This window comes from Rathayibacter sp. VKM Ac-2804 (assembly GCF_009866655.1).
Lineage (GTDB): Bacteria > Actinomycetota > Actinomycetes > Actinomycetales > Microbacteriaceae > Rathayibacter.
In genome coordinates this window covers 3,734,639-3,757,846 of the sequence record NZ_CP047420.1, presented here as the reverse complement: position 1 = coordinate 3,757,846, position 23,208 = coordinate 3,734,639, and the positions used below count along the sequence as shown (strand labels likewise).

The window sequence follows — 23,208 nt, the reverse complement described above, 5'->3', positions numbered from 1 at the left end:
GGTGGATCTCGATACGCCCGCTCCGCGGGCTGCTCGATCAGCATGCGTCGCCCGCCGGTCGAGCAGCGCCATGCTGGTCGAGTAGCCGCGGCACGCGGCGTATCGAGGCCCGGCGTCGCCAGCAGGGTGGATCTCGATACGCCCTCTGCGAGGGCTACTCGATCAGCATGCGTCGCCCGCCGGTCGAGCGGTGCCGCAGCCTCCACCATGCTGGTCGAGCAGCCGCGCAGCGGCGTATCGAGACCCGCCCGCCAGAACCCGCACCCCCGAGAGGAGCCCCCGATGATCCGCCTCCTCCTCCTCCGCCTCGGCGGCGCGCTCGTGGTGCTCTGGGCGGTCGCGACCGCCGTGTTCTTCCTCATCCGCCTGATCCCCGGCGACCCCGCGCAGGCGATCCTCGGCGGCCCCGGCTCGCAGGCGTCCGAGGAGGCGCTCGCCGCCGTCCGCGAGCAGTACGGACTCGACCAGCCGCTGCTCGTGCAGTACCTCACCCAGCTCGGCCGCCTCGCCCGCGGCGACCTCGGCACCTCCTACTCCCTGCGCACCCCCGTCGCCGACCTCCTCGCCCAGCAGCTGCCCGGCACCCTTCTCCTGGCCGCGCTCGCGCTGACCCTCGCCTGGGTCCTCGCCCTCGCCACCGCGCTCTGGTCCACCCGCGGCGGTCGCGTGGCCGCCGCGATCGGCTCCGGCCTCGAGCTGACCGCCGCCGCCCTCCCGCACTTCTGGCTCGCCACCGTGCTGATCGCCGTCTTCGCGACCGCGCTGCGCTGGTTCCCGCCGGTCAGCACCGGCTCCGCGAACGGACTCGTCCTGCCCGCGCTGACCCTCGCGATCCCGCTCGCCGGCTTCCTCGGCCAGGTGATGCGGCGCTCCCTCCTCGACGCGCTGGAGTCGCCGTTCGTGCTCGCGGCCCGGGCTCGCGGCGAGGGCGAGCTCGGCATCCGGCTCCGGCACGCCCTGCGGCACGCGGTGCTGCCGGGCGTCTCGCTCTCGGGCTGGGCGTTCGGCTACCTGATCGGCGGTGCCGTGGTGGTCGAGACGATCTTCGCCCGGCCCGGTCTCGGCCGCACGCTGCTGGCCGCGGTGACCGTCCGCGACGTCCCCGTCGTCACCGGCGTCGTGCTCGTCACCGCCCTCGCCTACATCGTGGTCACCCTCGCCACGGACCTCGTCGCCCGCCTCGTCGATCCGCGCCTCGCCGCCGCCCGCCCGCAGGAGGCCGGCGCATGAGCGAGCTCGAGCTGCGCGCCGCCCGCCCCGCGCGCCGGGCCGCCGGCCGCCTCCGCGTCGGCGAGCTCCTCGCCCTCGCCTTCGTCGTCCTCCTGCTGCTCGCGGCCGTCGCCCCCGACCTCCTCGCCCCCTTCGATCCGCTCGCCATCGCCCCGCGCGACGCCTTCGACCCGCCCTCCGCCGCGCACTCCCTCGGCACCGACGAGTCGGGCCGCGACGTGCTCAGCCGCCTGATCGCCGGGGCGGGCGCCTCCCTCCTGATCGGAGTCAGCGCGACCGCCATCGGCCTCGTGCTCGGCGCCGTGCTGGGCGTGGCCGCGGCGTTCGGCGGCCGCTTCGTCGACGGAGTGATCGGCCGCGTCCTCGAGGTGCTCTTCGCCTTCCCCGCGCTGCTGCTCGCGCTGCTGGTGATCGTGGTCACCGGCCCCGGAGTCGTCCCCGCGACGGTCGCGGTCGGCCTCTCGACCGCGCCCGGCTACGCGCGCATCCTCCGGACCCAGCTGCTCGGCATCCGCGACTCCGGCTACGTCGAGGCGGCGCGGGTGCTCGGCCACTCCTCCCCGCGGATCCTGCTCGCGCACGTGCTGCCGAACACCTTCGGCCCGCTCGCGGTGCTGGCGACCCTCGGCGTCGGCCAGGCGATCGTCTGGGCGTCGGCGCTGAGCTACCTGGGCCTCGGGGCCGAGCCGCCGGCGCCGGAGTGGGGTGCGATGCTCTCCGCGGGCCGCACCTACCTCTCGAGCGCCTGGTGGCTGACGGTGTTCCCGGGCCTCGCGATCGTGCTGACCACGCTCGCGACCACGGTCCTCGGCGGGCGACTGCGGGGCGCGCGATGAGCGCCGCGCGCGCGGGCAGCGCCGCCGTGGTGGAGGACCTCCGCGTCGCCTTCGACGGCGTCGAGGTCGTGCACGGGGTGTCCTTCCGCGTCGAGCCGGGGGAGTGCGTCGCGATCGTCGGCGAGTCGGGCTCGGGCAAGAGCGTGACCGCTCGCGCGCTGCTGGGTCTCAGCGGCGGCACGGCGACCGGGAGCGTCCGGGTCGGCGACCAGGAGGTGATCGGCGCGGGCGCGCGGTCGCTGCGCCGCCTCAGGGGAGCGGGCGTCGGCTTCGTGCCGCAGGACGCGCTGCTCTCGCTCGATCCGCTGCGCCCGATCGGCCGTGAGATCGGCGACGTGCTGCGCCTGCACTCCCGGCTCTCGGCGGCGGAGGCGTCGGCACGCGTCGCCGAGGTGCTCGCGAGCGTCGGCATGCCCGACCCCGAGGAGCGGATGCGCGACCGCTCCGGCGAGCTCTCCGGCGGACTCCGTCAGCGCGCTCTGCTCGCCGCCGCGATCGCCCTCGACCCGCCGCTCCTGGTGGCCGACGAGCCGACCACCGCCCTCGACGTCACCGTGCAGGCCCGGGTGCTCGAGCTGTTCGCCGAGCAGAAGGCGCGCGGCCGGGCGCTGCTGCTGGTCTCGCACGACCTCGCCGTCGTCGCCGGGCTCGCCGACCGGATCCTCGTGCTCGCGGACGGCCGCGTCGTCGAGGACGGCCCGGCGGCCCGGGTGCTGCGCTCACCGGAGTCGATCCAGGCGCGGACGCTCGTCGCCGCGGTCCCGGCCGGGCGGCCGCGCGGCTCGCGGCTGACGGAACCGAATGCCCCCGTCGTCCCGCCCGCGCCGCCCGGCGAGCTGCTGCTGCGCGCGACGGACCTCGTCACCCGCTTCCCCCGCCCCGGTGGCGGCACCCGCACCGCCGTCGCCGGCGTCGGCCTCGAGCTGCGCCGCGGCGAGACCCTCGGACTCGTCGGCGAGTCCGGCTCCGGCAAGAGCACGGTCGCCCGCCTGCTGCTCGCGCTGCGCCGGCCGGACGCGGGCTCGGTCGAGTTCGACGGCGGCCCGTGGTCGGCCGCCACCGAGCGAGCGCGGCGACCACTCCGCCCGCGGATCGGCGCGATCTACCAGGACAGCCTGTCGTCCTTCGACCCGCGCTGGAGCGTCGGCCGGCTGCTGCGCGATGCGGGCGCGGAGTCGGTGCCGGCGCTGCTCGAGAGCGTCGGCCTCGCGCCGTCGCTCGAGCGCCGCTCGCCGCGCACCCTCTCCGGCGGCCAGCGCCAGCGCGTCTCGATCGCGCGCGCCCTGGCGACCCGCCCCGACGTCCTGATCTGCGACGAGCCCGTCTCGGCCCTCGACGTCTCGGTGCAGGCGCAGATCCTCGACCTGCTCGACGAGCTCCAGCGCCGCCACGGCCTCGCGCTGCTGCTGATCTCGCACGACCTCGGCGTCATCGCGCACATGAGCGACCGCATCGCCGTCATGCGAGACGGCCGCCTCGTCGAGTCCGGCCCGGCCGCCGCCGTCCTCGGCGCCCCGCGCGAGGACTACACCCGCCGCCTCCTGGCCGCCGCCCCCCGCCTCGACCGCCCCTGACGCGTTCGCGGGCGCACGACGTCGGCCCCTTTCCTGCTGGTCGAGTAGCCCCGCAGGGGCGTATCGAGACCCGCCCGTCTCAGCAGGGCGTGTCTGCAGACTCGTCTTCTGACGGTGGTGGATCTCGATACGCCCGCTCCGCGGGCTACTCGATCAGCATGGATGTCCTGCGGGTCGAACTGAGGTCGCCTGCGCGCGCCCGCTCACCGCAGCGGCCGCAGGAACTCCCGCACGTCCGCGACGAGCGTCTCCGGCTCCTCGAGCGCCGCGAAGTGCCCGCCGCGCTCGGGCACGTCCGTCCAGCGCACGATCGTGTGCGCGTCCTCGACGAAGCGCCGGATGCCGATGTCGTGCGCGAAGCAGAGCACCGCGGTCGGCACTCCCGAGTCCTCCGGGGGCGCACCCCAGTCGCCGCCCTGCGCGTAGCCGACCGACGCGGCCGAGCCCGCCGTCGCCGTGAACCAGTACAGCGAGGCGTTCCCGAGCAGCAGGTCCAGGCCCACGATCTCCTCGGCCGGCCTCTCCGCCGGATGCGTCCAGGCCTGGAGCTTGTCCAGCATCCACGCCAGCTGCGCGACGGGGGAGTCGCTGAGCAGCTCGCCGACGAGTCCCGGCCGGGTCGACTGGAGGGCGATGTAGCCGTACTCCTCCACCATGAAGGTGCGGGTCCGCCGCAGCCGGTCCTGCTCCAGCTCCGTCAGGGACGCGGCCGTCTCGTCGTCGACGTCGGTCGCGAAGCCGAGTGTGCCGTTCACGTGCACGCCGATCACCCGCTCCGGCGCCACCCGCGCCACCTCGGGCGAGATCCCCGCGCCGAGGTCACCGCCCTGCACGGCGAAGCGGTCGTAGCCGAGCCGGTCCATCAGCGTCAGCCACGCCTCGGCGATCCGCCGCGTCGTCCAGCCGTCCGAAGCCAGCGGAGACGAGAAGCCGAAGCCGGGGATCGAGGGGATCACGACGTCGAAGGCGTCGGCCGCCTCGCCGCCGTGCGCGACCGGATCGGTCAGCGGGCCGATCAGTCCGAGGAACTCGAGGAACGACCCCGGCCAGCCGTGCGTCAGCAGCAGCGGCACGGCACCCGCCACGGCGGACCGCACGTGCGCGAAGTGGATCGTCTGCCCGTCGATCACCGTGCTGAACTGCGGCACCTCGTTCAGCCGCTCCTGGTACCGCGCCCAGTCGAACTCCGCCCAGGCCGACGCGAGCCGGCGGAGGCTGTCGGTCGGCACGCCGGTGTCCCAGCCGTCGCCGGGCAGCGGCGCGGGGAGCCGCGCGGCCCGGAGCCGGTGGCGGAGGTCCTCGACGTCGCTCCCGGCGATGTCGATGCGGAAGGGGAAGACGCTCTCTGCTTCGCTCATGCCCTCCACCCTGCCGACGAAGGCGGACAGAACGCGTCCTGAAACGTGAAGAACAGGGAGCCGGCCGGTGCGCCCTCTCATGCTGGTCGAGCAGCGCAGGGAGGGCCGCACGCCCCCTTCCATGCTGGTCGAGTAGCCCCGCAGGGGCGTATCGAGACCCACCCGTCTCAGCAGGGCGTGTCTGCAGACTCGTCTTCTGACGGTGGTGGATCTCGATACGCCCGCTCCGCGGGCTACTCGATCAGCATGCGAGCTCGCCCTCGCTCCCCAGGACGCACCCGCCCGCCGCACCGGTGCCCCCGCAGGGCATCCCTCCCCAGGCCCCGGCGCCGTAGCGTGACAGGCATGACGAACGACCCCGAGGCGCGCGACTTCCTGACCTCCCGCCGGGCCCGGCTGACCCCCGAGCAGGTCGAGCTGCCCGCCGGCGGCAACCGCCGGGTGCCGGGCCTGCGCCGCAGCGAGGTGGCCCAGCTGGCCGGCGTGAGCATCGAGTACTACTCGCGGATCGAGCGCGGCGACCTCCGCGGCGCGTCCGAGTCGGTGCTGACCGCGCTCGCCGACGCCCTGCGCCTCGACCGCGCCGAGCGCGAGCACCTCTTCGACCTCGCCCGCGCGGCCGAGCGCTCGCCGCTGCGCTCCCGCCGGCGTGCGCCCGCGGCCGTCCGCCCGAGCATGCGGCTCGCGGTCGAGTCGATCACCTCGGCCCCCGCCTTCGTCCGCAACGGCCGGCTCGACGTCCTCGTCGAGAACGACCTCTTCCGCGCGCTCTACGCCGACCTCTACGCGCTCCCGGAGCGCCCGGTCAATCTTGCCCGCTTCGCCTTCCTGCAGCGCGAGCTCGCGGAGGCGTTCTACCCGGTGTGGAGCACCGCCGCCGACATCACCGTCGGCATCCTCCGCACCGAGGCCGGCCGCGCCCCGCACGACGCCGAGCTCCAGGCGCTCGTCGGCGAGCTCTCCACCCGGAGCGACGAGTTCCGCACCCGCTGGGGTGCCCACGAGGTCCGCCACCACGCCAGCGGCAGCAAGCACTTCCACCACCCGATCGTCGGCGACCTGCACCTCAGCTACGAGGCGTTCGAGCCGCTGGGCGACCCCGGTCTCGACTTCCTCATCTACAGCGCGGAGCCCGGCTCGCCGAGCGACGACGCCCTGAAGCTGCTCGCGAGCTGGTCGGCGACGCAGAGCGCGCAGACGACCCCGGCCGCGCACCCCGCCCCCGCCGACAGGACCACCGAGTGAACCGCCGCACCACCCTCCTCTTCGCGATCGCGGGCGGCGTCGCCGTCGGCAACCTCTACTGGGCCCAGCCGCTGCTCGACTTCCTCGCCGCCGACCTCGGCACGAGCACCGGATCCGCCGGCTGGCTCGTCACCGCGACGCAGCTCGGCTACGCCCTCGGCGTCCTCCTCTTCGTCCCGCTCGGCGACGTGCTCGACCGCCGCGTCCTCGTGCCCGCCGCGATGCTCTGCGCCTCCCTCGCGCTGCTCGCCTGCGCGCTCGCGCCCACCTTCGCCGTGCTCGTCGCCACTCTCGCGCTGGTCGGCCTGACCACCGTCGCCGGCCAGATCCTCGCCCCGCTCGCGGGCGATCTCGCCGACGACGCCACGCGGGGGAGGGTCGTCGGCACCGTCGTCTCCGGCATCCTGACCGGCATCCTCGTCTCGCGCACCGTCAGCGGCCTCATCGCGCAGGCCGCCGGCTGGCGCACCGTCTACGTCGTCGCCGCGGTCGCGGGAGTCGTGCTCGCCGTGCTGCTCGCCCGCGCCATCCCGTCGCTGCCGCCGCGGACCACGCTGCGCTACCCGGCGCTGATCGCCTCGGTCTTCGCGATCGTCCGGCGCGAGAGCTCGGTGCGCTGGAGCCTCGCCCTCGGCGGCACGTCCTTCGCCGTCTTCACGATGTTCTGGACGTCGCTGACCTTCCTGCTCAGCGCCCCGCCGTTCTCCTTCGACGTCGGCACGATCGGGCTCTTCGGCCTGATCGGCCTCGCCGGTGCGATCGCCGCCCAGCGCGCCGGCCACCTGCACGACCGCGGTCTGGCGCTCCCGGTGATCGGCATCGCCTGGACGGCGGTGCTGGCGTCCTGGGTGATCGGCGGACTCGGCGGCGGCTCGATCGTCGCCGTGATCGTCGCGATCCTGGTGCTCGACATCGCGATCCAGGGGCACAACATCCTGGTCCAGTCCCGGATGTTCCAGGTCGACCCGTCCGCGCGCAGCCGCCTCAACACCGCGTTCATCACGACCAACTTCGTCTGCGGCGCGATCGGCTCGGCCCTCGCGTCCTTCCTCTGGACCCACGGCGGCTGGGGCGCGGTCTGCATCGCCGGCGCCGTGCTGAGCGGCTTCGCGCTCACGGTCTGGCTGCTCGGCCGCCGCTCGGCCCTGGTGCTCCCCGCCTCGCGGCCGGCGGTCTGAGCTCGACGAGCGCGGGCTTCCCCACCCGGCCAGGCTCGTCCGCCCAGCCGGGCTCCTCCGTCCCGCCTGACCCGTCAGCCCAGCCGGTACGCCTCCCCGGGCGCCAGCACGTGCACCCGCTCCGGATGCGACACCGCGCGCAGCACGTCCGCCGGATCGCCGTTGAACGGCGCGAAGTCCGGCGAGTCCACCGAGCCCCAGTGGTGCAGCAGCAGCTGCGACGTCGGATGCGCGTCCGCCATCTCGATCGCGCCCTCGAAGGTGAAGTGCCACTCGCTGTCCGAGAAGTCGAAGAGCATCACGTCCGGGCTCGGTCCGGTCAGGTGGTGCTCGCGGATCAGCCGCGAATCGCCGGGCGCCCAGACCGTGCCGTCGGCCGTCTCGATCCAGAAGCCGCAGGCGTCCTCCTCCTCGAAGAAGCGCTGCCCCGGCTCGGGGAACGCGTTCTGCCAGGCGTGGTCGGCCGGGGTCAGCCGGACGCCGACGCCGCCGACCTCGAACGCGTCGCCGATCCCGTGCCCGTGGGCCGGCAGCCCCTCGGCGGTCATCTCCGAGGCGACGTAGCGCGTCGAGTGGAACGCGGTGGTCACCGGCGCGAGCTCCCGGCAGGTCGGCCGGCTGAAGTGGTCGTTGTCGCTGTGCGTCACCAGCACCGCGTCGAGCCGCGGCACGGCGGACGCGGCGATCGGGAAGTCGATCAGCACCGGCATGTCGAAGCCGCCGAGCAGCGGATCGATCATCAGCGACGTGCCGCGCGAGGTGAGCAGGAACCCGGCCATGCCGAGCCAGCGCAGCGTCGTGCCCCCGTCGTCCTCGAACACCTCGTCGCCGAAGGGGCGGGTCGGCCCCGCCACCGCCTGGCGGCGCTCGTCGTCCTGCGCGTGGGTCATCGTCGTCTCCGCTCGTCGAGGTCGTTCCGGACCACCCTACGAGCGCTCCCCGCGCGAGCGAGGCCCTGCCGGAACGTGTACCGCCAGGGCCTGTCCCGCACGCCGACCCCGGCCTAGCGTGGCGGCGGAGGCGCCAGCCCGCCCCGCCCGTCCATCCGTCCAGGAAGAAGGACCCCCGTGAACATCGAACCGTCGACGCCCTCCGTCAAGAACCCGCCCGAGCAGTTCGCCGGCGACGTCTGGCTCGACACGATCGTCGTGCCGCACGACGCCGACCAGCGCACCACCGTGGCCCGGGTGCGCTTCGCCCCCGGCGCCCGCACCGCCTGGCACTCGCACGCCCGCGGCCAGTACCTGCACGTGACCTCGGGCGTCGCCCGCTTCGGCGGCCGCGACGGCACGGTCCTCGAGGTGCACGCCGGCCAGACCCTCTACACCCCGCCCGGCGAGGAGCACTGGCACGCCTCCGCGCCCGGCGTCTTCATGGAGCACCTCGCCGTCCTCGAGGCCGCCGACGACCCGTCGACCACCACGGCCTGGGCCGAGCACATCACCGACGCGGAGTACGAGGGGCGCTGACGGAGGCAGAACATCGGCTGAGACGCCTTCTCATCGCCCCTGAGCGATGAGCCGCACGCTCAGCCGATGCTCTGCAGCGACAACTTCCGGGGTGCTACTCGTACCGCAGCGACTGCACCGGATCCGCCCGTGCCGCCCGCGCGGCCGGCAGCGTCCCCGCCACGAACGCGATCAGCATCACCACGAGCACCACCGTCAGGATCGAGACCGGGTCGAACGCGATCAGGGTCAGCCCGGGCAGGTCCGAGAGCAGCGAGCCCGAGAGCACCCCGCTCAGCCCGGTCCCCGCCGCCACCGCCAGCAGCGCGCCGATCGCGCTGCCGAGGAAGCCGATGAACGCCGCCTCGATGCTGAAGAGCGCGAACACGCGTCCGCTGCCCATGCCCATCGCCTTCATCAGTCCGATCTCGCGGGTCCGCTCCTGCACGCTCATCAGCAGCGTGTTGACGATGCCGAAGCTCGCCGCCAGCAGCGCGATCACCGCGAAGGCGTTGAGCACCAGCACGATCCCGTCGACGACGGCCTTGATCGTGCCGAGCTGGTCCGCGACCGTGGTGCCGGTGTAGCCGGCGTCCGCGAGGCGGTCCTTCAGCGCGGTGACCTGCTCGTCGTCCGCCGCGGCGTCGAAGCGCACGCTGGCCTGGGCGAAGCGATCGACCTGGTCCGCCGGCACGCCGATGCTCTGCGTCGTGAACAGCGCGTCGGTGAGCGCGTCGTTGGTGACGAGGCCCCCGCCCGCTCCCGCGATGCTCTCCTCCGCGACGCCGACGATCGTCGCCTCGACCACGTGCGGCGTCCGCTGCGCGTCGGTGATGCCGATCGACACGCTCGTCCCGACGGCCGCCGCGTCGTCCGCGAAGCCGAGCGGCTCGACGTAGGACACCGGCAGCACGGCCTGGAGCTGCGTCGACGCGTCGTCGAGGCCGGCCCCGGCGGCGAGCTGGACGGTCTGCCCCTCCACGAGGCTCCCGGTCCCGATCACGTACTTCGCGCCGTCGCCGCCCGCCGCCACGTAGTCGGCCGAGATCGACTTCACCGCCTGCACGTCGAGCACGCCCTCGACTCCGGCGAGCGTGTCGAGGTCGGCCGGGGTCAGCGCGACGACGGTCTGCCCGGGAGGCCCGGCGGCCCCGCTCGCGATCGCGTCGGGGTCGTACTCGACCGGCCCGGAGCCGAGGCCCGTCGCCGACTCGGAGGTCTTCGACACCGTCATCACGTCCGAGGCGCCCACCCCGTCGACCGTGTCGTCGATGTAGGCGTTGATGCCGGTGCCGAGCCCGTTGGTGAGGGTCAGGGTGAACGCGCCGACGAAGATCGCGAGGATCGTCAGGAGCGTGCGCGTCCGGGAGCGGAAGGTGTTGGCGATCGCGGTCCCGATCAGGTCGACGGCCTTCATGCGGCCACCGCCGCGGAGTCCTCGACCAGCAGGCCGTCGCGGATCATCAGGCGCCGGTCGCAGCGCGCCGCCAGCTCCTCGTCGTGGGTGACCACGATCAGGGTGATGCCGTTCTCGCGGTTGAGCGCGAAGAGGATGTCCTCGACCACCCCGCCGGTCGTCGTGTCCAGGTTGCCGGTCGGCTCGTCCGCGAACAGGATGCGCGGGTTGTTGACGAGCGCGCGGGCGATGACCGTCCGCTGCTTCTGCCCGCCCGAGAGGTCGACGGCCCTGCTGCCGGCCTTGTCGTCGAGCTCGAGCTGGGCCAGGGCGGCGAGGCCGCGGCGCTTGCGCTCCGCCCGGCCGATCCCGGCGATCTTCATCGGCAGCACGACGTTGTCGAGCACCGACGCGTTCGGCGTGAGGAAGAACTGCTGGAAGACGAAGCCGAAGGTGCGGTTGCGGGTGACGTCGAGCCGGCGCCCCTTGAGCGTGCTCGTGTCCACTCCCTCGAGCTCGACCACGCCGGTGCTGGGCGCGTCGAGCAGCGCGAGCAGGTGCATCAGGGTCGACTTGCCCGAGCCGCTCTTGCCGACGATCGCGACGCTCTCGCCCTCCTGGATGTCGAAGCTCACGCCCTTCAGCGCCTCGAAGCGGTTCTGGCCTCGGCCGTACGACCTGCGGACGTCTCTCACCGAGATGATGGGCGTGCTCATGGGACTCCCTCCGCCGCCCGGCGGGTTCCGGGGCGGCTCCTCCAGCCTGGGCGGCGGCGCTCCCTCGCGCGTCCCTCGCAGGGTGTCCCCGCCGTACCGCGGTCGCGGTAGGCGGAGCACTGCGGCGGGGTGACGCCGCGGCGCGCGCACTCCGCCAGGATGTGGGGATGACGCCGCGGATGCAGGCCCACCCGCGGCTGCGGTCCCGGCTCGGCGACGCCCTCGCGGCCGCGATCATCGTCGCCGCGGCGTTCGCGCCGTTCCAGGGGTCCGCTCAGCGGCCCTCGGGCCTGCTCGAGTTCGCGATCGTGCTCGCGCCGGCGGTCCTGCTGCCGCTGCGGCGGCGCCGGCCGACCCCGGTGCTCGCGGCGATCGTCGTGCTGTCCGCCGCCGCGGCGGTCCTCGGACTGCTCGCGCCGGGCGTCGTCCTCGCGACGGCGATCGCGATGTTCGCGGTGACGAACCGCAGCTCCCGCCGGGTCGGTCTCGTCGTGACCGGGGTCACGGTGGTCGCGGTGGTGCTCCTGAGCGTCGTCGGCGCGGCGGTGAGCCCCCTCGACGCCCGGGCGGTGCAGTACGCCGTCACGGTGCTCTTCGCGGCGGCCGCCGGCGACGCCACGCGCTCCCGCCGCGAGTACATCGTCGCGGTGACCGAGCGGGCGGAGCGGGCCGAGCAGACCCGGGAGTCGGAGGCGCGGCGCCGCGTCAGCGAGGAGCGGCTGCGCATCGCCCGCGATCTGCACGACGCCGTCGCGCATCAGATCTCGGTGATCAGCCTCAACGCCGGGGTCGCGAGCTCCGCCCTCGACTCCCGGCCCGAGAAGGCGCGGGAGGCGCTGAGCACGATCCGCAGTGCGGCCCGGTCGGTCCTCGGCGAGATCGGCGACCTCCTCGAGGTCCTCCGCACCGACGAGGCGGCCGGCACGGCGCCCCAGCCCGGCCTCGACCGCCTCGACGAGCTCGTCCGCCGCTTCGGCGAGGACGGCCTGCAGGTGACCGTCCGCACCGAGGGCGCGCTCGACCGCGTCCAGGGGGCGGCCGATCTCGTCGCGTACCGCGTGGTCCAGGAGGCGCTCACCAACGCGCACAAGCACGGCGCCGAGCACCGCGCGCACGTCCTCGTCGCGGTGGCGGACGACCGCGTCGAGATCGTCGTGGCGAACCCGGTCGCGGCCGTCGCGGGTCCGGACCGCGAGCGCGGCAGCGGGCACGGGCTGCTCGGACTCCGCGAGCGGGTGGCCTCCGTCCGCGGCACGGTCGTGACGGGGGAGGTGGCGGGCGGCTACCGCGTGGCGGCGTCGCTGCCGCTGCCGCAGTCGCCCCCGCCGTCCGCGGCCGTCCCGCCCGCAGCGCCGCTCCCGGCCCCGTCGATCACAGAGGAGGACCCGCGATGACCACCGTCCTCGTCGTGGACGACCAGCCCCTGATCCGCCAGGCCGTCACCGACATCCTCGGCAGCGCGAGCGGCATCGAGGTCGTCGGCGAGGCGCGCACCGGCCGCGAGGCGGTCGAGCTGGCGACCCGCCTGCGCCCCGACGTCGTCCTGATGGACATCCGCATGCCCGAGCTCGACGGCATCGGCGCCACCGCGCTGATCTGCGCCGACCCGGAGCTCGCCGCGACGAAGGTCCTCATCCTCACGACCTTCGAGGAGGACGAGTACCTGATCGCCGCCCTGCGCGCGGGCGCCGGCGGCTTCCTCGGCAAGGGCGCCGAGCCGGAGGAGATCGCCGCCGCCGTCCGTGCCGTGCACGCCGGCGACAGCCTGCTCTCGCCCGCCGCGACCCGCAGCCTGATCACCCGCTACGTCCTCGCCCCGCCGGCGTCCCCGCCGCTCGTCGAGCCGCCGGAGTTCGCCCAGCTGACCGACCGCGAGCGCGAGGTCCTGCTGCTCGTCGCGCGCGGCCGCTCCAACCAGGAGATCGCGGACGACCTCGTCATCTCCCCGCACACCGCCAAGACCCACGTCAACCGCATCATGACCAAGCTCTCGGCCCACGACCGCGCCCAGCTCGTCATCGCCGCCTACGAGAGCGGCCTGCTGACCCCCGGCGCCTGAGGCGCCCGCCGAGGCGTCCTCGAACCGTCGAGGCGTCCCGCAGCACCCGGACGCCTCGACGGGAGCGGGACGTCGCGCGCGCGTCACGCCGGCGGCGGCACGCTCACGATCCGGTCGTCCTCCTCGCCCGGCGACCCGCGTCCGTCCGTGTTGCTCGTCACGAACCACAGGTCGCCGTCCGGCGCCGCCACCGCGTCCCGCAGCCGCCCGTACTCGCCGACGGCGTAGTCGGTCGAGGCCGACGGATCCGCGACCGGCACCGCGCGCAGCACCTCGCCGCGCAGGTTCGCCAGATAGAGCACGCCGTCCAGCTCGGTCATCCCGCTCGGGCTGGCCGCGCCCGGCTCCCACTGCTGCACCGGATCGACGAAGCCGTCCTCGCCGGCGATCCCCTCCACCTCGGGCCAGCCGTAGTTCGCGCCGGGCTCGATGACGTTCAGCTCGTCCCAGGTGTCCTGCCCGAACTCGCTCGCGAACAGGGTGCCGTCCTCCGCCCAGGCGAGACCCTGCGGATTGCGGTGCCCGCTGCTCCAGACCAGCGACCCCGGGTACGGGTTGTCGTCGGGCACGGCGCCGTCGAGCGTCATCCGGAGGATCTTGCCGGAGAGCTCGTCGAGGTCCTGCGCCGCCTCGCGCCGCCCGGCGTCGCCGACGGTCGCGTAGAGCATGCCGTCGGGGCCGATCGCGATCCGCCCGCCGTCGTGCGTGCGAGCGGCCGGGAGCCCGTCGAGGATCGTCTCCGGCGCGCCGAGTGCGTACGCCCCGGCCTCGCGCTCGAGCGCGAACCGCTGGATCCGGTTGCCGTCGGCCGCGGTCGAGTAGGCGAACAGGGTCCGGCCGTCGACGGCCAGCCCGAGCAGCCCGCTCTCGCCCTCGGCGACCACGCCGTCGACGACGCCGACCTCTCGGGTGCTGCCGTCCGCCGCGAGCTCGAGCACCCGTCCGCTGTCGCGCTCGCTGACGAGCGCCGTGCCGTCGTCGACGAAGACGACCGACCACGGCGCCTCGAGCCCCTCCGCGACGCTGCTCGCGCCGACGAGCTCGCGCGCCTCGGGGCCGGGAGCGGCGGGAGTCGTGCTGCAGGAGGCGAGCCCCACGCCGAGCGCGAGCGTCGCGCCGACGAGGGCCGAGCGGAGGACGGGACCGGTCATCCCCCCAGGCTGCCCGCCGAACCTTCGAGCCCTCTCAGCCGCTGCCGCGCCCGCCGCTAGCACCCCGACGGATCCCGCGCACCCCCACCGCATGTCGGACCTGCGGCGTAGCGTTGACGAGGTGATGCGCCCCCAGATCAGCACCCTCGGCCAGCTGCGCGCCTCCGGGCACGCGCAGAAGACCCTCCGCACCGAGATCCGCGACAACCTCCTCGACGCCCTCCGCGAGGGCCGCGACCCCTGGCCCGGCCTGCACGGCTTCCAGGACACCGTCATCCCCCAGGTCGAGCGGGCGGTGATCGCCGGGCACGACATCGTGCTGCTCGGCGAGCGCGGCCAGGGCAAGACCCGCCTCCTCCGCACGCTCAACGGCCTGCTCGACGAGTGGACCCCCGTCATCGACGGCTCCGAGCTCGGCGAGCACCCCTACGAGCCGATCACCTCGATCAGCAAGCGCCGGGCGGAGGAGCTCGGCGACGAGCTGCCCGTCGCCTGGCGCAGCCGCGAGGAGCGCTACGTCGAGAAGCTGGCCACGCCGGACACGAGCGTCGCGGACCTCATCGGCGACGTCGACCCGATGAAGGTGGCCGAGGGCCGCAGCCTCGGCGATCCGGAGACCATCCACTTCGGCCTCATCCCGCGCAGCCACCGCGGCATCGTCGCGATCAACGAGCTGCCCGACCTCGCCGAGCGCATCCAGGTCGCGATGCTCAACGTGATGGAGGAGCGCGACATCCAGATCCGCGGCTACGTCCTGCGCCTGCCGCTCGACGTGCTCGTGGTCGCCAGCGCCAACCCCGAGGACTACACGAACCGCGGCCGGATCATCACCCCGCTCAAGGACCGCTTCGGCGCCGAGATCCGCACCCACTACCCGACCGCGCTGGTCGACGAGATCGCGGTGATCCGCCAGGAGGCCGACCTCGTGGCCACCGTCCCGGACACGCTGATCGAGATCCTCGCCCGCTTCACCCGGGCCCTGCGCGAGTCGTCCTCGGTCGACCAGCGCAGCGGCGTCAGCGCCCGCTTCGCCATCGCCGGCGCCGAGACCATCGCCGCCGCCGCGCTGCACCGGGCCACGCGCCGCGGCGAGGAGGAGGCGGTCGCCCGCCCGATCGACCTCGAGACCGCGGTCGACGTGCTCGGCGGCAAGATCGAGTTCGAGTCGGGGGAGGAGGGCCGCGAGGACGAGATCCTCGACCACCTCCTCCGCCAGGCCACCGCCGAGACGGTCCGCGCGCACCTGCGCGGGCTGGACCTCACCCCGCTCGTGACCGCCGTCGAGAACGGCGCGATGATCACGACCGGCGAGCAGGTGACGGCCGAGGAGTTCCTCGCCGCCCTGCCCGTGCTCGGCGAGTCGACCCTCTACGACGACATCGCCGACCGCCTCGAGGCCACCGGGTCCGGCCGTCGTGCGGGCGCCGTCGAGCTCGCCCTCGAGGGCCTCTACCTCTCGCGCAAGCTCAGCAAGGAGACGGGCGGGGGCGAGGCCGTCTATGGCTGAGCCGCTGCGCATCGGAGCGGCGCAGCCCGCCGGAGGGCCCGCGCGTGCCTAGGGGCAACCGCCGGCTCGGGCGCGACGCCCGCTACTCCCGCTACGACGGCGGTCCCGACCCGCTCGCCCCGCCCGTCGACCTGGCCGAGGCGCTCGACGCCATCGGCGAGGACGTCATGGCCGGCACCTCGCCCGAGCGCGCCATGCGCGAGTTCCTCCGCCGCGGCGGCCGAGACGCCCAGGGTCTCGACGACCTCGCCGCCCGTGTCGCCGAGCGCCGGCGCGAGCTGACGCAGAAGCACGGCCTCGACGGCACCCTCCGCGAGGTCCGCGAGCTGCTCGACCGCGCCGTCCTCGCCGAGCGCAAGCAGCTCGCCCGCGACACGCAGATGGACGACGGCGACCGCGCCCTCGCCGAGATCCAGCTCGACAGCCTCCCGCCCTCGCCGGCGGCCGCGGTCTCCGAGCTCTCCGACTACCGCTGGCAGAGCCCCGAGGCGCGCGCCGACTTCGAGAGGATCAAGGAGCTGCTCGGCGCCGAGATGCTCGAGCAGCGCTTCGAGGGCATGAAGCAGGCCCTCGAGAACGCGAGCGACGAGGACCGCGCGGCGATCGACGCGATGCTGCGCGACCTCAACCAGCTCCTCGAGGCGCACGCCCGCGGCGAGGACACCCCCGAGCAGTTCGACGCCTTCATGGCCCAGCACGGCGAGTACTTCCCCGAGCGGCCCGAGACCGTCGACGAGCTGATCGACACCCTGGCCGCCCGCGCCGCCGCGGCCCAGCGGATGCGCAACTCGATGACCCAGCAGCAGCGCGACGAGCTCGACGCCCTCGCCCAGCAGGCGTTCGGCACGCCCGAGCTGATGCAGTCGCTCGGGCAGCTCGACGAGACGCTGAGGGGCCTGCGCCCCGGCGAGGACTGGGGCGGCTCCGAGCGGATGGACGGCGAGCAGGGCCTCGGCCTCGGCGACGGCACCGGCGTCTTCCAGGAGCTCGCCGACCTCGACGCGCTCGCCGACCAGCTCGCGCAGCCGCACGAGCGCTCGAACCTCGACGACCTCGACCTCGACCTGCTGGCCCGCCGCCTCGGCGACGACGCGGCGGTCGACGCGCAGACCCTCAAGCGCCTCGAGAAGGCGCTGCGCGACTCCGGCACCCTGCGCCGCGGCTCGGACGGCGCGCTCACCCTCACTCCGAAGGCCATGCGCCAGCTCGGCAAGGCGCTGCTGCGCGACATCGCCGACACGATGTCCGGCCGCCAGGGCGCGCGCGACGTGCGCCGGGCCGGCGCCGCGGGCGAGCGCTCCGGCGCGACCCGGCAGTGGGAGTTCGGCGACACCGAGGCGTGGGACGTCACCCGCACCCTCACCAACGCGCTGACCCGGACCGCAGGCGACGGCCGCGAGACCGGCTCCGGCGTCCGGATCGAGATCGGCGACGTCGAGGTGCAGGAGACGGAGGCGCGGACCCAGGCCTGCGTCGCCCTCCTCGTCGACACCTCGTTCTCGATGGCGATGGACGGCCGCTGGGTGCCGATGAAGCGCACCGCGCTGGCCCTGCACACCCTGATCTCGAGCCGGTTCCGCGGCGACGAGCTGCAGCTGATCGCGTTCGGCCGCCAGGCCGAGGTGATGGACGTCGAGCAGCTCGTCGGCCTCGACGCCGAGTGGGAGAAGGGCACCAACCTGCACCACGCCCTGCTGCTGGCCAACCGGCACTTCCGGAAGCACCCCAGCGCGCAGCCGGTGCTGCTGATCGTCACCGACGGCGAGCCGACCGCGCACCTGGAGCCCGACGGGCAGATCTACTTCGACTACCCGCCTGACCCGGTGACGGTCGCCGTCTCCGTCCGCGAGCTCGACGCCTCCACCCGGCTCGGCGCGCACACCACGTTCTTCCGGCTGGGGGACGACCCGGGGCTCGCCCGCTTCATCGACTCGCTCGCCCGCCGGGTCGGCGGCTCGGTCGTGAACCCGGAGGCGGACGACCTCGGCGCGGCCGTCGTCTCGTCCTACCTCGGCGCGCGCGGGGCGGCTCCCGGCGGGCGACCGCCCGGCGACGAGCTGTTCGGCCGCGGCTGGGGCTTCTAGCGGCGGGGCTTCCAGCGGCTGCGGCTTCCAGCGCTTCTGGCTTCCAGCGCCTCGGGCTTCCAGCGCCTCGGGCGTCCGGTCGCCCGGTGCTCCCGGGCGCCCGGCCCGCCGGACGCGGTCAGAACAGCGGCCACGGCACGGCGGGCATGCTGCCGCGCGGCGCCGGGAAGCGGCCGGAGGAGCGCAGCCGGTCGCAGCGCTTCGCGAACGTGGCGATCTCCTCGTCCAGCAGCAGCTCGGACAGCGCCGCGCCGAGCGGGCCGTCGATCGCCGAGCGCAGGCGCTGCAGCGCCGCGAGCTCGTCGTCGGTCAGCGGCTCGCCGACCCAGCCCCAGAGCACCGTGCGCAGCTTGTGCTCGACGTGGAAGGTCAGGCCGTGGTCGACCCCGTAGCGGTGGCCGCCCGGCATCTCGAGCACGTGCCCGCCCTTGCGGTCCGCGTTGTTGACGACGACGTCGAAGACGGCCATCCGCCGCAGCGCCGCCGAGTCCTCGTGCACGAGCGAGATATCGCGGTCCTCGGCGTCGCTGCCGTCGAGGACGTGCCGCCAGCCCTCGGGCACCGCGTCGGCGGGCACCAGGTCGACGGCGTCCTGCTCCGGATCGATGTCCTGCCAGAGCTGCACCATGCCGATGCCCAGCGGACCCTCGCGGAGCCAGGTGCGCGGCACGACGCTCCAGCCCAGCGCCTCCGAGGCGAGGTAGGCCGACACCTCGCGGCCCGCGAGCTGCCCGTCCGGGAAGTCCCAGAGCGGCTTCTCGCCGGCGACCGGCTTGTAGACGACGGAGGTGCCGCCGATGCTGCCGAGGAACGTCGCGTTCGAGGCGACCGTGATCCGGCCGGTGAGCTCGAGCGCGCCGCTCTGCAGCTCCGCATCGTCGGGCAGCTCGGAGCCGCCGGGCGGCCCGGAGCCGCTCGGCGGCTCGTGCTCGGCGGACGGCTCGGACGCGTCGGTCATGTCAGAGGGCAGTCGTGCCCGTCGGGGTCCATCGGCTCGCCGCAGCGCGGGCAGAGCGGACGGCCGGCGCCGACGATCTCGAGCGTCCGCTTGGCGAAGGCGCGGGCGGTGCCGACCGGGATCCGCACCTGCAGCATCTCGTCGGGCAGCGTCGGGGAGTCGTCGATGCTGAGGTCGTCCTCGTCGTCGCCCTCGACCACCGGGTAGGCCTCGATGACCACCTGCGCCGTCGACGGGTCCCAGCCGAGGCTGAGGCTGCCGACGCGGAACTCGGCCGCGACCGGCTGGTCGAGCGGCTCGTTGTCGACGAGCTCGGGCGGAGTGCCGGGCGGCACACTCGCCGGGTTGCCCTCGGCGGACATCAGCTGGTCGAGGATCTCATCGATCTTCTCGGCGAGCAGGGCGGACTGCTGCTTCTCCAGCCCGACGCTGACGACGCGCGGACCGGTGCGGGCCTGCAGGTAGAAGGAGCGGGAGCCGGGGGAGCCGATCGTCCCCACGACCACGCGGTCGGGCCAGTCGAATCCGTGCACGATGGGCATGCCCCCAGTCTACGAGCGCCCGCCTGGCCCGCCCCTGCACGCGAAGGAGACGCCCTTGCGGGCGCCGCCCCTTCTTGCTGATCGAGCAGCGAAGCCGTTTCGCGTCTCGGTGGTGAGGGAAAGGACGCGCGGCGCCGCTTTCCTGCTGGTCGAGCAGCCCCGCAGGGGCGTATCGAGACCCACCACCGTCAGCAGGGCGGTTCTGCAGACTCGCGTTCTGACAGTGGTGGATCTCGATATACGCCCGCTCCGCGGGCTACTCGATCAGCATGGATCTCCCCTACGTATCAGGTGATCTCTCCTAGGAGATCCACCCCGCACACCATCAGCTGATGCTGTGCGCCGCTACTCGTGCCCCGCCCCGCCCCCGACCGGCGCCTCGGCCTCGGCCGGCGCCGGCGCGCGCAGCCAGCCCAGGTCGCCGGCCTCCGTGTTCATCGCGATCACATCGGGTCGCCCCGCGCCGTAGCGGATGATCGACACCGACGCCGGCCCGACCGACAGCCGCTGGAAGAGGTCGAGGTGCATGCCCAGCGCATCGGCCAGCACCGCCTTGATGATGTCGCCGTGGCTGACCGCCGCCCACACCGCGTTCGCCCCGTGCTCCGCCGCCACCGCCGCGTCGTGCCGACGGATCGCCGCGACAGAGCGCGCCTGCATCCCGGCGAGACCCTCACCCCCGGGGAACACCGCCGCCGACGGCTGGTTCTGCACGACCGACCACATCGGCTCCTTCGCGAGGTCCCGCAGCGAGCGCCCCTGCCACTCCCCGTAGTCGCACTCGGTGATCCCCTTCTCGATCGGCGTCGCCGGCGAGCCGTCCTGCCGCTCCAGCAGGTACCGCGCCGTCTGCCGGCAGCGCTCGAGCGGACTCGACACGACCGCGGCGAGCGGGACCGCGGCCAGCCGCTCCCCGGTGCGCGCGGCTTGCGTGCGCCCGACGTCGTCGAGCCGGACCCCGGCGGTGCGTCCGGCGAGGATCCCGGCGGTGTTGGCCGTGGTGCGCCCGTGACGGACGAGGAGGAGCGTGGGCATGCGGCTCAGCCTAGACACGCCCCCTCCGCCCCTCCTCCGGAGCCCGCCCCACCTCCGGCTCGCTGTCCCACCTCCGGCTCGCCGAATCCGCCGGTTCGAGCGAGCCGAGCGCGCTTCCACGAGCCCGAGGTCATCCGCCGGGCTGCCCGGCCCCTCCTCCCCGCGACTGATGCCGCCGACGCCGCCCCTCGCTACCGTGGACGAGCGGCCGCCCACCGCGGCCCCGAGGACACCTGCACCGAAGGGACTCCCATGGACGGGACGAACGGCACGACGCCGACCGGCACCCCGCAGCACGATCCGGCTGTCGCGCAGGACGCGGCGATCGACACCACCGCGACCGACAGCACCACCGGCACCGCGACTCCCGCCCCCGCCTGGGCCGCCCCCGACGCCACCGGCCGCCAGGACGAGATCGCCCTCCGCATCCGCGGCCTCCGCAAGCGCTTCGGCGACAAGGAGGCCGTCGCCGGCATCGACCTCGACGTGCCGGCCGGCTCCTTCTTCGGCCTCGTCGGCCCCAACGGCGCCGGCAAGACGACCACGCTCTCGATGGCGACAGCCCTGCTCCGCCCCGACGCGGGGACCGTCACCATCCACGACGTCGACGTCTGGCGCGACACCCTCGCCGCCAAGCGGCTGATCGGCGTGCTCGCCGACGGCGTCAAGCTCTTCGACCGCCTCACCGGCCTGCAGCTGATCACCTACTACGGACTGCTCTGCGGCATCGACCGCCCGACCGTCCTCGAGCGCGCGGACGACCTGCTCGCCCTGCTCGGCCTCGACCCCGCCGACCGCACCCTCGTCGTCGACTACTCCGCCGGCATGACCAAGAAGATCGCGCTCGCCTGCGCCCTGGTCCGCGCCCCGCGCCTGCTGGTGCTCGACGAGCCGTTCGAGTCCGTCGACCCGGTCTCCGCCGCGAACATCCGCGACATCCTCACCGGCTACGTCGCCTCCGGCGGCACCGTCATCGTCTCGAGCCACTCGATGGACCTCGTCGAGCGGATGTGCGACCGCGTCGCCGTCATCGCCGACGGCCGCGTCCTCGCCGCCGGGACGCTCGAGGAGGTCCGCGCCGGCTCCAGCCTCGAGGAGCGCTTCGTCGACCTCGTCGGCGGCCGCACCCACCAGGAGGGCCCGGCATGGTTGCGCATCTCCTGAGGCTGCGCCTGCTGCTGCTGCGCAACACGCTCACCCGCAATGTCTGGCAGCTGATCGGCGTGATCGTCGGCGGGCTCTACGCGGTCGGCGTGCTCGGCCTGGTGGTCGTCGGGCTGATCGCGCTCGGCGCCTCCGACCCGGCGTTCGCGAACGTCGCCCTGATCCTCGGCGGGTCCGCGCTGCTGCTGGGCTGGGTGCTCGGTCCGATCTTCGTCTCCGGCTCGGACCAGAGCCTGGACCTGCCGACCCTGGCGACCTTCCCGATCCCGCTCCGGACGCTGATGCTCGGTCTCGCGGCCGCCGGTCTCGCCGGCATCCCGGGGATCGTCACCGCGCTGGGCGCGCTCGCCTCGGCCGCGGCGTGGTGGAGCCACCCCGTCGGCATCCTCCCCGGACTCGTCTCGGCGGTGATCGGCGTCGCGACCTGCGTCGTCGCCTCGCGCCTCATCGGCGCGCTGACCACGGGCCTCGGCTCGAGCCGCCGCTACCGCGAGGTGATCGGCGGAGTCGTCCTCGTGGTCGTGATCCTGCTGGGGCCGCTGCTGATCGGGGTGACCACCGTCATCAGCGACGGCCTCGACGTCCTCCCCGTCGTCGCCTCGGCCCTCGGCTGGTCGCCGCTCGGTGCGATCTGGGGCGTCCCCGGCGCGATGGTCGCGGGGGAGTGGGCGGTCGCCCTCGCCCGCTTCGCGATCGGAGTCGCCACGCTCGCCGTCGTGGTGCTGCTCTGGGCCCGGGCGCTCCGGCACGCGCTGGCCGAGCCCGCCGCGTCCTCCTCGCAGGCCGCCTCGGGCGCGCAGGGCATCGGTCTCCTCGGCCGCTTCCCCGGCACCCCGACCGGCGCGATCGCCGCCCGGGCCCTCGGCTACTGGTGGCGCGATCCGCGCTACAGCCGCGGCCTGCTGGTGATCCCCGCGGTGGTCGTGCTGGCCGTCTTCTACAGCGCGCTGCAGGGCGGCGGCTCGATGCTGGTCGTCCTCTCCTCCCTCTTCATCGCGCTGATCTTCGGGGTGACCCTCTGCGCCGACGTCTCCTACGACGGCACCGCCTGGGCCGCGCACGTCAGCTCCGGAGTCGCGGGCTCGGCCGACCGCGCCGGCCGCGTCATCGCCGCCGGCCTCATCGGTGTGCCGGCCGTGCTGATCGTCGCCGTCGGCACCTGCCTCTACGCGGGTCGGCCGGAGTCGATCCCCGCCGTCCTCGGCATGTCGCTCGCGCTGGTGCTCAGCGGCTTCGGCGTCTCGAGCGTCGCGTCCGCGCTGGTCGTCTACCCCGTGCCGGCCCCCGGCGACAGCCCGCTGAAGACCCCGCCCGGCTCCGGGATGATCTCGAGCGTCGTGATGCTCGTCAGCATGGGCGCGACCGCGCTGCTGTCGCTGCCGTCGCTCGTCCTCGGCACGGTCTCGCTGGTCGGCGGGAGCGTCGGCCTCGGTCTCGCCGCGCTCGCCGCCGCCCTGGTGCTCGGCACGGTCTTCGCCCTCGTCGGCATCCGCGTCGGCGGCCGCGTCCTCGACCGCCGCGCCCCGGAGCTGCTCTCCGCCCTGGTGACCATCGGCTGACCCGCACGCTCCGTCGCCGCCCACCCCACTTCCCAGAAGTCGCGGTAGTCGCGCCCGACTACCGCGACTTCTGGAAGGTCGCGCGGCCCTCCACGCTCCGAGCCAGGCGGAGATGCGTCGAGTACGCAGTAGTTGCGGTAGTCGCCGTCGACTACCGCGACTTCTGGA

The 23,208-nt window shown here is 74.2% G+C and carries 20 protein-coding genes; 12 read left to right on the top strand and 8 right to left on the bottom strand.

Features of this window, described 5'->3' with window-relative positions; all coding sequences use genetic code 11:
- Window positions 1-282: 282 nt before the first annotated feature.
- Genes GTU73_RS17490 through GTU73_RS17480 form a run of 3 tightly spaced genes read left to right on the top strand, consistent with a single transcriptional unit; the run spans window position 283 to window position 3,640 of the window.
- Window positions 283-1,230, top strand: coding sequence for an ABC transporter permease (locus GTU73_RS17490; RefSeq protein WP_160090900.1), 948 nt, complete (start codon window positions 283-285; stop codon window positions 1,228-1,230).
- Entirely contained in the window at window positions 1,227-2,066 is an 840-nt protein-coding gene (locus GTU73_RS17485) for an ABC transporter permease (RefSeq protein WP_160090899.1), read from the top strand. Before GTU73_RS17490 ends, GTU73_RS17485 begins: the two co-directional genes overlap by 4 nt.
- A complete protein-coding gene (locus GTU73_RS17480) occupies window positions 2,063-3,640 on the top strand; it encodes an ABC transporter ATP-binding protein (RefSeq protein ID WP_160090898.1) in 1,578 nt (525 codons plus the stop codon). The genes GTU73_RS17485 and GTU73_RS17480 overlap by 4 nt, the downstream gene beginning before the upstream one ends.
- Before the next feature lie 203 nt (window positions 3,641-3,843).
- Here GTU73_RS17480 and GTU73_RS17475 read toward each other — a convergent pair whose 3' ends face one another.
- Window positions 3,844-4,998 carry an epoxide hydrolase family protein gene (locus GTU73_RS17475; protein ID WP_160090897.1) on the bottom strand — a complete coding sequence of 385 codons (1,155 nt, stop codon included), beginning with the start codon at window positions 4,996-4,998 and terminating at the stop codon, window positions 3,844-3,846.
- A 345-nt stretch (window positions 4,999-5,343) separates the two neighbouring features.
- Between GTU73_RS17475 and GTU73_RS17470 the strand changes: the two genes are divergently transcribed.
- Window positions 5,344-6,243, top strand: coding sequence for a helix-turn-helix transcriptional regulator (locus GTU73_RS17470; RefSeq protein WP_160090896.1), 900 nt, complete (start codon window positions 5,344-5,346; stop codon window positions 6,241-6,243).
- Window positions 6,240-7,421: an MFS transporter gene (locus GTU73_RS17465; RefSeq protein WP_160090895.1), complete on the top strand. Its 1,182-nt coding sequence runs from the start codon at window positions 6,240-6,242 to the stop codon at window positions 7,419-7,421. The genes GTU73_RS17470 and GTU73_RS17465 overlap by 4 nt, the downstream gene beginning before the upstream one ends.
- Window positions 7,422-7,495: 74 nt before the next feature.
- Here GTU73_RS17465 and GTU73_RS17460 read toward each other — a convergent pair whose 3' ends face one another.
- Window positions 7,496-8,311 (bottom strand): MBL fold metallo-hydrolase, encoded by an 816-nt coding sequence (locus GTU73_RS17460; RefSeq protein WP_160090894.1) that lies wholly within the window; start codon window positions 8,309-8,311, stop codon window positions 7,496-7,498.
- Between the two features lie 177 nt (window positions 8,312-8,488).
- Here GTU73_RS17460 and GTU73_RS17455 point away from each other — a divergent pair, with 177 nt between their 5' ends.
- Window positions 8,489-8,890 (top strand): cupin domain-containing protein, encoded by a 402-nt coding sequence (locus GTU73_RS17455; RefSeq protein ID WP_160090893.1) that lies wholly within the window; start codon window positions 8,489-8,491, stop codon window positions 8,888-8,890.
- Window positions 8,891-8,984: 94 nt separating this feature from the next.
- Here GTU73_RS17455 and GTU73_RS17450 read toward each other — a convergent pair whose 3' ends face one another.
- Both GTU73_RS17450 and GTU73_RS17445 read right to left on the bottom strand, forming a co-directional pair.
- Window positions 8,985-10,286, bottom strand: a complete 1,302-nt coding sequence (locus GTU73_RS17450) for an ABC transporter permease (RefSeq protein WP_160090892.1) — start codon at window positions 10,284-10,286, stop codon at window positions 8,985-8,987.
- Window positions 10,283-10,981 (bottom strand): ABC transporter ATP-binding protein, encoded by a 699-nt coding sequence (locus tag GTU73_RS17445; RefSeq protein WP_123446839.1) that lies wholly within the window; start codon window positions 10,979-10,981, stop codon window positions 10,283-10,285. The genes GTU73_RS17450 and GTU73_RS17445 overlap by 4 nt, the downstream gene beginning before the upstream one ends.
- 167 nt (window positions 10,982-11,148) lie before the next feature.
- Between GTU73_RS17445 and GTU73_RS17440 the strand changes: the two genes are divergently transcribed.
- Window positions 11,149-12,375: a histidine kinase gene (locus GTU73_RS17440; protein WP_160090891.1), complete on the top strand. Its 1,227-nt coding sequence runs from the start codon at window positions 11,149-11,151 to the stop codon at window positions 12,373-12,375.
- A complete protein-coding gene (locus tag GTU73_RS17435) occupies window positions 12,372-13,040 on the top strand; it encodes a response regulator transcription factor (RefSeq protein ID WP_160090890.1) in 669 nt (222 codons plus the stop codon). Before GTU73_RS17440 ends, GTU73_RS17435 begins: the two co-directional genes overlap by 4 nt.
- Window positions 13,041-13,123: 83 nt before the next feature.
- Here GTU73_RS17435 and GTU73_RS17430 read toward each other — a convergent pair whose 3' ends face one another.
- Window positions 13,124-14,191: a PQQ-dependent sugar dehydrogenase gene (locus tag GTU73_RS17430; RefSeq protein ID WP_244231688.1), complete on the bottom strand. Its 1,068-nt coding sequence runs from the start codon at window positions 14,189-14,191 to the stop codon at window positions 13,124-13,126.
- A 124-nt stretch (window positions 14,192-14,315) separates the two neighbouring features.
- Between GTU73_RS17430 and GTU73_RS17425 the strand changes: the two genes are divergently transcribed.
- The gene (locus tag GTU73_RS17425) at window positions 14,316-15,698 is read left to right on the top strand and encodes a magnesium chelatase (RefSeq protein ID WP_160091460.1); all 1,383 of its coding nucleotides are present in this window, start codon (window positions 14,316-14,318) and stop codon (window positions 15,696-15,698) included.
- A gap of 44 nt (window positions 15,699-15,742) precedes the next feature.
- On the top strand, window positions 15,743-17,782 hold the full coding sequence (locus GTU73_RS17420) for a VWA domain-containing protein (protein WP_160090888.1): 2,040 nt from the start codon (window positions 15,743-15,745) through the stop codon (window positions 17,780-17,782).
- Window positions 17,783-17,900: 118 nt separating this feature from the next.
- On the opposite strand, the gene GTU73_RS17415 is transcribed toward GTU73_RS17420, so the two are convergent.
- The 3 genes from GTU73_RS17415 to GTU73_RS17405 all read right to left on the bottom strand — a co-directional run bounded on the left by GTU73_RS17415 (window position 17,901) and on the right by GTU73_RS17405 (window position 20,317).
- The gene (locus GTU73_RS17415; protein ID WP_244231878.1) at window positions 17,901-18,668 is read right to left on the bottom strand and encodes an SCO1664 family protein; all 768 of its coding nucleotides are present in this window, start codon (window positions 18,666-18,668) and stop codon (window positions 17,901-17,903) included.
- Between the two features lie 68 nt (window positions 18,669-18,736).
- Entirely contained in the window at window positions 18,737-19,282 is a 546-nt protein-coding gene (locus GTU73_RS17410) for a DUF3090 domain-containing protein (protein WP_123732666.1), read from the bottom strand.
- Window positions 19,283-19,627: 345 nt separating this feature from the next.
- Window positions 19,628-20,317, bottom strand: coding sequence for a histidine phosphatase family protein (locus tag GTU73_RS17405; RefSeq protein WP_127887575.1), 690 nt, complete (start codon window positions 20,315-20,317; stop codon window positions 19,628-19,630).
- A gap of 252 nt (window positions 20,318-20,569) precedes the next feature.
- Between GTU73_RS17405 and GTU73_RS17400 the strand changes: the two genes are divergently transcribed.
- Both GTU73_RS17400 and GTU73_RS17395 read left to right on the top strand, forming a co-directional pair.
- Window positions 20,570-21,481 carry an ATP-binding cassette domain-containing protein gene (locus GTU73_RS17400; RefSeq protein WP_160090886.1) on the top strand — a complete coding sequence of 304 codons (912 nt, stop codon included), beginning with the start codon at window positions 20,570-20,572 and terminating at the stop codon, window positions 21,479-21,481.
- Entirely contained in the window at window positions 21,463-23,040 is a 1,578-nt protein-coding gene (locus GTU73_RS17395; protein WP_160090885.1) for a transporter, read from the top strand. The genes GTU73_RS17400 and GTU73_RS17395 overlap by 19 nt, the downstream gene beginning before the upstream one ends.
- The last annotated feature ends 168 nt before the right edge of the window (window positions 23,041-23,208 follow it).

What these genes read in the sequence shown, in the direction of transcription:
- GTU73_RS17490 (WP_160090900.1), top strand. Translation starts at nt 283, where the DNA reads ATGATCCGCCTCCTCCTCCTCCGCCTCGGCGGCGCGCTCGTGGTGCTC.
- GTU73_RS17485 (WP_160090899.1), top strand. Translation starts at nt 1,227, where the DNA reads ATGAGCGAGCTCGAGCTGCGCGCCGCCCGCCCCGCGCGCCGGGCCGCC.
- GTU73_RS17480 (WP_160090898.1), top strand. Translation starts at nt 2,063, where the DNA reads ATGAGCGCCGCGCGCGCGGGCAGCGCCGCCGTGGTGGAGGACCTCCGC.
- GTU73_RS17475 (WP_160090897.1), bottom strand. Translation starts at nt 4,998, where the DNA reads ATGAGCGAAGCAGAGAGCGTCTTCCCCTTCCGCATCGACATCGCCGGG.
- GTU73_RS17470 (WP_160090896.1), top strand. Translation starts at nt 5,344, where the DNA reads ATGACGAACGACCCCGAGGCGCGCGACTTCCTGACCTCCCGCCGGGCC.
- GTU73_RS17460 (WP_160090894.1), bottom strand. Translation starts at nt 8,311, where the DNA reads ATGACCCACGCGCAGGACGACGAGCGCCGCCAGGCGGTGGCGGGGCCG.
- GTU73_RS17450 (WP_160090892.1), bottom strand. Translation starts at nt 10,286, where the DNA reads ATGAAGGCCGTCGACCTGATCGGGACCGCGATCGCCAACACCTTCCGC.
- GTU73_RS17445 (WP_123446839.1), bottom strand. Translation starts at nt 10,981, where the DNA reads ATGAGCACGCCCATCATCTCGGTGAGAGACGTCCGCAGGTCGTACGGC.
- GTU73_RS17440 (WP_160090891.1), top strand. Translation starts at nt 11,149, where the DNA reads ATGACGCCGCGGATGCAGGCCCACCCGCGGCTGCGGTCCCGGCTCGGC.
- GTU73_RS17435 (WP_160090890.1), top strand. Translation starts at nt 12,372, where the DNA reads ATGACCACCGTCCTCGTCGTGGACGACCAGCCCCTGATCCGCCAGGCC.
- GTU73_RS17430 (WP_244231688.1), bottom strand. Translation starts at nt 14,191, where the DNA reads ATGACCGGTCCCGTCCTCCGCTCGGCCCTCGTCGGCGCGACGCTCGCG.
- GTU73_RS17425 (WP_160091460.1), top strand. Translation starts at nt 14,316, where the DNA reads ATGCGCCCCCAGATCAGCACCCTCGGCCAGCTGCGCGCCTCCGGGCAC.
- GTU73_RS17410 (WP_123732666.1), bottom strand. Translation starts at nt 19,282, where the DNA reads ATGCCCATCGTGCACGGATTCGACTGGCCCGACCGCGTGGTCGTGGGG.
- GTU73_RS17405 (WP_127887575.1), bottom strand. Translation starts at nt 20,317, where the DNA reads ATGCCCACGCTCCTCCTCGTCCGTCACGGGCGCACCACGGCCAACACC.
- GTU73_RS17400 (WP_160090886.1), top strand. Translation starts at nt 20,570, where the DNA reads ATGGACGGGACGAACGGCACGACGCCGACCGGCACCCCGCAGCACGAT.
- GTU73_RS17395 (WP_160090885.1), top strand. Translation starts at nt 21,463, where the DNA reads ATGGTTGCGCATCTCCTGAGGCTGCGCCTGCTGCTGCTGCGCAACACG.